General features: G+C 59.3%; 5 protein-coding genes. All 5 read right to left on the bottom strand.

From position 1 onward, the window contains the following. Positions 1–1,403, bottom strand: a 1,403-nt coding sequence (locus PPP56_RS06710) for a transketolase family protein (protein ID WP_353563268.1), incomplete at its 3' end; no start/stop codon positions are given. Positions 1,404–1,556: 153 nt separating this feature from the next. After that, on the bottom strand, positions 1,557–2,759 hold the full coding sequence (locus tag PPP56_RS06705; RefSeq protein WP_353563267.1) for a thioredoxin domain-containing protein: 1,203 nt from the start codon (positions 2,757–2,759) through the stop codon (positions 1,557–1,559). 593 nt (positions 2,760–3,352) lie between these two features. Next, the gene (locus tag PPP56_RS06700; RefSeq protein WP_353563266.1) at positions 3,353–5,512 is read right to left on the bottom strand and encodes a Piwi domain-containing protein; all 2,160 of its coding nucleotides are present in this window, start codon (positions 5,510–5,512) and stop codon (positions 3,353–3,355) included. Positions 5,513–5,637: 125 nt separating this feature from the next. Next, positions 5,638–6,402 carry a M48 family metallopeptidase gene (locus tag PPP56_RS06695; RefSeq protein ID WP_353563265.1) on the bottom strand — a complete coding sequence of 255 codons (765 nt, stop codon included), beginning with the start codon at positions 6,400–6,402 and terminating at the stop codon, positions 5,638–5,640. Next, positions 6,395–8,913 (bottom strand): type I restriction endonuclease subunit R (locus PPP56_RS06690; protein WP_353563264.1); only part of this gene is annotated, 2,519 nt, incomplete at its 5' end. The genes PPP56_RS06695 and PPP56_RS06690, both read right to left, overlap by 8 nt.

The following is an 8,913-nucleotide window of genomic DNA, read 5'->3' as shown; positions in this document are numbered from 1 at the left end:
GGCTGCTCCATGAGTCCGCTCAGGCGCAGGGCCGGACGCAGGTAGTCGCTGAAGATCAGAAAGGTGCCTACGTACGGACGCACCCCGCCGTGCAGCGCCATGCCGTTGGCGGCAGCAGCCATCGCATGTTCGCGCACGCCGTATCGTACGTACGATCCGCCCGGCGTGCTGGCCTGCATGTCGGCCTGGCCGTTCACGTGTGTTTTGTTCGACCCGGTGAGGTCGGCTGAGCCGCCCACGAGGTAGGCACCCATCTCGCCAACCAGGTGATCGAGCACCGTGCCGCTGGCGGCACGGGTAGCGCGCGAGGTGCCCGTTGCAAACGTCGGAAGCACCGCGTCCCAGTCGGTGGGCAGCGTGCCGTTCATCCAGCGGGCAAATGTGGCCGCCTGGTCCGGATGCGCCGCTTCGTACGTATCGTAGAGCGCGTCCCACTGCGCATGGGCCTCCGCACCGGTCTGCGTGGCCTCGCGCATGTGCGTGGCCACCGCTTCGGGCACGTGGAAGGCGGGGGCATCCGACGGCCAGCCGAGAGCTTCTTTGGTACGGGCAATCTCCTCCTCGCCCAGCGGCGCCCCGTGCGCGGCAGCGGTGTCTTGCTTGTTGGGACTGCCGTAGCCGATGCTCGTGCGCACGCAGAGCAGCGAAGGCCGCTCCGTCTCGCTCTTGGCAGCGCGAATGGCCTGGTCGATCGCTACGAGGTCGTTGCCATCCTCTACAGCATGCACGTGCCAGCCCATGGCCTCAAAGCGCTGCGGCACGTTCTCCGTAAACGCGATATCCGTCGAGCCGTCGATCGAGATCTCGTTGTCGTCGTACAGGTAGATCAGCCGCCCCAGCCCCTGATGCCCGGCCAGCGACGCCGCCTCCGACGAGATGCCCTCCATCAGGTCGCCATCCGACACGATGCCGTAGGTGTAGTGGTCGACCAGCGGATGCTCCTCCGTGTTGAAGTGCGCCGCCAGGTAGCGCTCGGCCATCGCCATGCCGACGCCCGTCGCGAATCCCTGTCCGAGCGGACCCGTCGTCGTTTCCACGCCCGGCGTGATGTGCGATTCAGGGTGGCCCGGCGTCTTGCTGCCCCACTGCCGGAAGTTCTTGATCTCCTCCAGCGGCAGGTCGTAGCCGGTCAGGTGTAAGAGCGCATAGAGCAGCATCGAGCCGTGACCGGCCGACAGGATGAAGCGGTCACGATCCACCCAGCTCGGGTCGTTGGGGTCGTGCTTCAGGTGGCGCGTCCACAGCACATAGGCCATCGCGGCAGCACCCATCGGCATACCCGGGTGGCCGCTTTCCGCGCGCTGCACCGCATCCATCGCCAGGCAGCGGATCGTGTTAATAGACTGCCGGTCGAGCGCCGACGGTTCGATGATAGGTTCGACAGAAGCAGGGGTCGTGGGCATAGAGCTACGGGGTAACCAGAAAAAATGAGATAGAGGGATGCAGGCGGTCTGCCAGGAGCGCAGCGCCGGGCGGCGTACCCTGCACCTGCCGCGTTCCTGGGAAACAGGATCGCGCAGGCGCACAGTCTCCGGCATCAAGTGGATGAGTCGATGCTACGAGTTAGCGTCGTGCGCTGCGCTGATAAACGCATCGAAGCACTCCGGCGAGCGCGACTGCGGCGCCACGAAGTGTCCGTTGATGAGCACCGTAGGCGTGCTCGACACACCCGCGGCAATGCCTTGCTGACGCTGATGCATGATGCGCCGCACGTGGCGGTCGTCTTCGATGTGCGCCGACACCAGATCCGGGTCCATGTCGATGCGCTCGGCAATAGCACGCAGCTGCGTCTCCGACAGTCCGCCGGAGCGCTGGTTGTCGTACTGCATATCGAGCATCTCGTGAAACTTGTCGACTTCGGCAGCAGCGTAGAGCGCTTCAATCTGCGGCACCGAGTACTCCCAGAGCGGGAACGGCTTCGACACAAAGCGGGCGCGGTCGCTGTTCTGTTCCTTAACAACTTCCAGCACCTCGTGCATCGTTGCGCAGTGTGGGCAGTTAGGATCAAAGAACTCGATGATCGTCACCGGTGCATCGGGGGTACCTTTGATCGGGTCGTCATCGCGTACCAGGCTTTCCCAGTTCTGCAGCGGCTGCTTCTCAGCATCGAAGCGGCACTCCTCAGGTACGTCGACCGAGGCGCTGGTAAATTCGGCAGGCAGATGCGACTGCGGGGCGGTCTGCGTAAAGTACGCGACATCGGCCCCCATGAGCACGACGGCGGCGGCAACGAGGATACCCAGAAATTTGTATTCTGAGCGTCGAGTGGTATCAGACATAGGTTTCGAAGAAGAAGTCGAAGAAAGTAGAGGGAGCGCTACGGCGGCGGCCATGGTGACCACAACGGTGGCGGAGGCCAGGCAGAGGGCGCAGAAGGCGTCGAGCTGCACAAACTGGACATACATCAGGTAGCCTGTGTAGAGCACGCCAGTGCCCAGCAGTCCGGCACGCAGCTTGGCGACAACCGGACGCTGCGCAGCGGAGGCGCGTACCACGAGAAAGGTGATCACCGCGATAGCCGCGTAGAAGAGGAAGCCCCACACGACGTTCGACACGCCGAAGAGCGCACCGGCATCGCTGCCGACCACGGCGGCGCAGTCGAACGTGGTGGCTGCTGCGCCGTCGGTGAGGCCCAGGCAGCCGCGGTCGAAGCCGCGCTGCTCCTGCAAGGCCAGGTGAACAACAATGAGCATGCCGAGCATCGAGAGGCCAAAGAGCGTCCGTTCAAGCCACGGACGGTACGTCTTCCAGGTAGACATAAGTTGAACGTAAGAGCAAAGGGGAGGGTGGGCATCCAAGCGTGCGGTGCGTGCGAACACCGAGGCGTGCATGTAACAGTGCGTACGCCTGCAGGCAGCATGAAAGCTGCGTGTTACGATACTTGAACAGCAGCACTATATAACAAGCCATCCGGCCTGCAGTTGCGTTTCATCTGCAGAAGTCCGGCAAAGGATCGGGTGTGCCGAAGCACAACCACGACTGCTCGCCACTCTGCACCCTCCGCTGCCGCAACAAACTTGGTCATACACGGCCCCATAAATAGACATGCTCTGTGTCTTCCCTGCACTATCTACCGTAGCGTCACCCATACCAAAAACATGCTGATTGGTGTCTCTACCAAGGAATCTATCACACCTGAATGGCATAGGCCGACATTGTCATCCGACATTGTCATCGTGCGGAGGGAGCCAGCGGCCGACGGGGCGTGCTGTGCGCGGTAGCGAACGATTGCGTCCTCGCGGCGGTCGGAACGCGTCGCTACACTTGCAACACCATGGCTGTGGGCTTTTCGCGGTACGGTAGGGGACACGCGTTACCCGAAAATTGACGTGTGACAGAACACAACAGATTCCTACAGCCAATACGGCAACCGCCCCTTATCGTCTGGAATGCGGATGCCATTCTGAAGGCGGTCGGCTACGCTATCGGCGTAGTGGAGACTGACAGGGAGCCGGGGCAGGCGGTTGGCTCCGTAGTGCATGAGGGTAAGCGCCAGCACGGAGTGCAGTGCCTCTGTAATAGAAAACTCCTCGGACGGAGGCAACTCGGTGTTTGCCAGGCAAATCTGTAGAGGCTGGGCGGTAGCGCCGTCAAACGGAGGTGGGCTCGATACGAGAAAGGCCCGGCGGTCGCTTACTATGAAATGATCCCCCTTGGTTGCTTGAACCGGGTTTCCATTCTTCATCCTATACAGGCGAGGCGCCTTCTGCTTACGCACCTCAACCAAGAAGAACGTGCTGTTCATATTTTGGGCAATCGATTCGAGCGCCTGCACCTCGTTGCCTCGGAACGGGCCATCACGGTGCACGACCACGCGTTTTCCTGCATAAGCCGCTGACGGAAACATACTGCGGAGCACATCGGGCGGAATCGTCTCGCCTTCAACGCCTGCGTTTTCCAATCGATAGCCAATCAGCTTGCCATTGGGACCGTGTAGGTGCGTCGACGCTGCTGTGCTCATGGTGCCTTCCGACCGCTCTTTCAACACGCGTCCAATGTCGAGCCCCACCACACGGTCGGCATAGGGTAGCTTATTTGCTAAAATGTAGGGTACGCCGCCCATCTTCGCGAAGAGTGCCAGTGCCAGGTTGTCTATTGCGTACGTGTTGCCTAATGTGCCTTCCTGCAGCACCTGGTTGGGCCAGTCCCGCCGCACGGTCTCCTGCTTCCAGGTACGGTAGACATCGCTCCCCGAATCGGGAATGATGGCGATAAGGCCGTCTACCGGAACGTCTTTGCTCTTGATAGCACGTATCTTCGCTTTAATCGCCGCGGGGTCTGGTGATACAGAGTGGGCGTAAAACAAAAGGGGCGATAGTCCCAGCTTCTCCAGCTTCGTTTTCAGATCCTGACCAAAGCTGCTCTTCTCTGCTTCAACGCCAATCATTGCCACATGAATGGCAACCTTGCGTTCTTCATTCTTGGCAGCTTGCACCGCGTCAGGGAGTTGGTACGCACCATGCCGAGCCACGTCGCCTACGCGTACCCCTTTTGTCTCATCCAACGACTTTGTGCTTTCATCCGCAAACTTGATTGCGGGCTGAAACGATACATCTGCTGCCGTGCCGAAATGCGCCGATGCCGATCTACTTGTGAAGGGACGCCCGATCAATCCATCGCGCTTTAGCGGCTTCGACACGGTGCGCAGCACCTCGGTGCGGTCCTTGGGCGAGAGTGTGAACTTGTTCTGGACCGTGCCTGGAATCCCCAGTTGGTCGTAATGGCGGGGACTTACCACCACGCTTAGCGCGTCGATGACGTAGTCGTACGTTTTTCCATTCAGGCGCCTCCATTTGCCAACGCGTACTACGGGCCGATCCCCATCCGCTTGATTGACGAGATCAGCCATTTCTTCTTGCAGGCCAAATGAAAGAAGGCGCTTGCGATGCTCGGAAATGGGACCGATATCCTCAAGAATGGTTGTCGTGAAGGGCCGATCTTTGGTATGATCGCGCACATCCAAGCCCATCAGATCCAGTTCAGGGTTTTCATCGAAGAGCTCGCCCAGCGTTTTGGTGTGATTGGCTTTGGAGGACACGGAAATCTGCAGCGCTGGATGGCCATCAACGACCCAGGACGAGCGCCGGCAGGTGCGCTTAATCCGGAAGGCATTGATCTCCTCCGTATGCTGCCTGAGCAGGTTGTTAATCTCTCGTTGCTTCATGCGCCATACGCCCCACGCCACGTAATCGGCTTGGGCCTGGGCATCAACCGTGAAGTTAGGGTCGAGCGCAATTCGTTGAAGGGTATGGTACGTTTTTCTGCGGCTGTTCCAGGCTTGTTCGAGAAGATCTTCGAGCTGCCCCTCAGTCAGCTTTACGTCACTGAGTAGGCGACGGTGGGGCTTCGACCACGCCCACGTGCCGCCCGCATCCGTCCGCCACGAAATAAATCCGGCGAGTCGCCCTCCTACTTGAAAGAGGGTGTTGTTTGGCCCTTCCAGCCGGTAGGCATGAAGTTTCGGCAGCGTGGTTGTATTGATCGGGAAAACCTCAGTGAGTAATGTAGACATGCCATATCAGATATTAAATTACCAGAAGCGGGTGCAATACACGGGTGCAATACAATTGCAAATGCACGTCCTCAACATAGCCTGAATGAACAAATGATTCAAGCACTGATCCAGTGGGCCGTAACCTAAAACTGCACATCCCGCAAACGGGCTTTCTGCTCTTTCCAGTCGGGCATGACTTTCGTGAGCAGGTTATAGAAGCTGGGTCCGTGATGCGGGTGCTTGAGGTGGCACAGCTCGTGCAGAACCACATAATCAACGCACAGCCGGGGTGCACGAATCAGATCTAAGTTGAGCAGCACGGTACCGCTTGCCGTGCAACTGCCCCACCGCTTTTCCATGCGGCGGACCCGAAGCGGGGGTTTCTCAATGCCGTAGCGACGCATAATGCCATGGGCGGCCTCCAGGCGTTCGGCAAACTTCGTTTTAGCATGCGCGCGGTACCACGTGTCGAGTTGGGCCTTGACGTGCGTAGCGTCGCCCTTTCCATGCGTGTAGATGCGAAAGTACGACCCGATGAGCTTCACACGCTCGGGCTCATCCTCTGCAATCGGAATCACCTTTAAGCGGTATTGGCGCCCCAGGTACCGATGCGTCTCGCCGCTCACATACTCGCGGGGCACACGCGTCTGTACAAAGTCGGCAAAGTCGTCCTGCTGGGTCACGATCCACCGCGCGCGCTTCTTGACTTTGTCGCGCACTTGCTGCGCTGTAGCGTCGTTTGGGGCGCGCACATCAACGGATTGGTCGGGGTGTACGTGAATAGCCAGCGTGGCGCGGGTGCTACGGGTCACGGTGTAGTGGATGACGCGCTCACCGTAGCGCACGGGCATAGGGGCTTCTTTTGCGGATGCCGGGACAGACGAAATAGAGGGTGGGGGATTAGGCATTGCGGGTGCGGGCAATTTGCAGGGCTTCGTCGAGGATGAGGTCAATTTCGTCAAATGAGAGCTCCAACTCGTGGGTGCGACTCATCGCCAGCAAGGCGTCCTCAATCTCATTCCGCATGTCCTTTTCCACATCCGGGTTTCTCGTTTTCGCCCAGTCTACGATCTTCAGCTCCTCAATGATGTTTGTGATCCGGAGTCCCGCCTGCGCCAGAACGTCGTCGGAGACGTCTGCGCCCGTTTCACGGTCGCTGAGAACATCGCGCACGGTGCCGTAGTAGGCTTGCGCATCCGGCTGATTCACAAGCGGTGCGGGCACATTGCTTCCGCGATCTCGCAGCTGATCGCGCAGCGCCCCTACCTCCCTCAAATACGCCTCTGCTTCCATCTGGCGCTTGTTGTGAAATGCGTCGATGGTCTCCTGAATCTGCTCAGAGAATGCCCGGTAGAACGCCGGGTCTTCGTCCATCTTCTCGGTGGCAATCCGTTTCATGCGAAAGGCGATCTTGTCGGCCTTTGAGGCGACGGACCCCGTTTCGCGCTTCACCTCCTCCCGAAACGCATCGCTCAGAATATCAACTGTGGCGACGACCTCGTTTACATCGTCGGCCGCTACGTGCTGATCGACCAGCTTTCGGATGCGTGACTCGTACGCCTTAAAGTCTACCGTGTCGTAATAGCGATTTTTCACTGCTTTCCGCAGTTTGTCGAAGAACCGAAGGTCGCGCGTGTACCGCTCGATGGTGGATTCAGGGGTGTTCTGGTGGAACCGCTCGCTGGAGAGCGCGACCTGAAGCGTACGTCCAAACGCTGACAGCCGCTCGAAAAAGTCGTCACGGCGTTTTTCGTCGGCCAGGTGGCGTTCCAGCGCTTCAATGTCGTCGCGGTCAATCCCCTTGAAAATGCGCCAGACGGCCGCGTGCTTCTGCGGGAGGTCGTCTACGGCTTCGCGTACCGTGTGCAACGCTCCTTCCAGGTCGGGCGCGTCAAAGTCGGCCAGCGCATCATACTCAGTAAGCGCCTCATTCAACTCGCCCAGAATGCCCCGGTAGTCGATGATGAAGCCGTAGTCCTTTCCGGGGAACGGACGGTTCACGCGCGCAATCGCCTGCAGAAGCGTATGCCCGCTCATTTTCTTGGTGATGTACAGCACCGTATTGCGTGGCGCGTCGAATCCCGTAAGCAGCTTGTCAACCACAATGAGCAGTTCGACGCCACCAGCCGACTTAAAGTCGCCAATAATCGTTTCTTCGTAGTTGTCTTTGCTTCCATACCGACGCATCATCTCATCCCAAAACGCCTGCTCCTTCTCCTTGGCAGCCTTGTACACGTCGGTGTGGCCCGTTCGCGTGTCTGGCGATGAGATGATTACCTCGGCATCCACCGTGCCGTGGGCGTCAAAGAAGTCCTTGAGTTGGAGGGCGACGCTTTTGCTGGGGGCTGCAATCTGTCCTTTGAACGGGGTGGATTGCCACGTTTCCGTGTAGTGGGATTCGATGTTGTAGACGACTTCTTCAAGCACCTGGTTGGAGGCGAAGATGGCGTCTTCGGTTGAAAACCGGCGCGCCAGCTCGTCGCGTTGTGCATCGTTGAGCGGCTCGGTTACGCGCTCGTAGTCACGATCAACGTACTTTTTGTACACTTTTTGCTCGACATGGCGCCCTTCGTAGAGGAGCGGCATCACGGCTTCGTCGTCTACCGCCTGGCGGATGGTGTACGTGGGGTCGATAAAGCCGTCGAACTTGCGCGCGGTGTTCTTCTCTTGCGTGGTGAGCGGCGTGCCGGTGAAGCCGATGGTGCATGCCTGCGGCAGCGTCTTTTTCATGCGTGCATGCAGCGAGCCGTACTGCGTGCGGTGTACCTCGTCGATCAGCAGAAAAATGTTGTCGGAGGAATTCGTGTAGTCGTGCGCGTTGAGCGCGGCATCAAACTTATGCACCAGCGTGGTGATGACAGCATTACCGGGGTCTTGCAGCAGCTCAAGCAGGTGCGTCCCGCTCGTGGCCTGTTGGGGCTCTTTCCCACAGGCTCGAAAGGTTTTCCAGATCTGTTCGTCCAGGTCCACGCGGTCGGTTACAATTACGGCTCGTGGATTCTCAATGTCGGCATCCAGCGTGAGGGCTTTGGCGAGCAGTACCATGGTGAGCGACTTGCCGCTGCCCTGCGTGTGCCAGATGACGCCACCGCGCCGCCGTCCATCGTGTCGCCGTTTCTTAACACGCTCCAGCGCACTCTGTACGCCGAAGTACTGCTGCCAGCGGGCAATTTTTTTGGTGCCCGCGTCGAACACCACAAACTGATAGGTGAGCTCCAGTAGCCGCTCTGGACGACACAGCCCGTACAACACCTTGTCTTGACGGGTCGGCAGCCGGTCCAGAAGGGCACCCACAGCGGCCTCCGGGTCGTTATCCGGTTCCTTCCAGTACGCCCAGAATTTTTCCTCCGTCCCGGCGGTGGCGTACTTGACCTTGTTGGGCTGCGCGGAAATGACGACCTGTGCGTAGTGGAAGAGCT

It is taken from the genome of Longimonas sp. (genome assembly GCF_040409695.1).
Taxonomy (GTDB): domain Bacteria; phylum Bacteroidota; class Rhodothermia; order Rhodothermales; family Salinibacteraceae; genus Longimonas.
Note: the sequence above shows the minus strand (reverse complement) of the source record. Positions and strands in the feature narration are given on the sequence as shown.

Coding starts and splice junctions, on each gene's coding strand:
- PPP56_RS06705 (WP_353563267.1), bottom strand. CDS start 2,759: ATGTCTACCTGGAAGACGTACCGTCCGTGGCTTGAACGGACGCTCTTT.
- PPP56_RS06700 (WP_353563266.1), bottom strand. CDS start 5,512: ATGTCTACATTACTCACTGAGGTTTTCCCGATCAATACAACCACGCTG.
- PPP56_RS06695 (WP_353563265.1), bottom strand. CDS start 6,402: ATGCCTAATCCCCCACCCTCTATTTCGTCTGTCCCGGCATCCGCAAAA.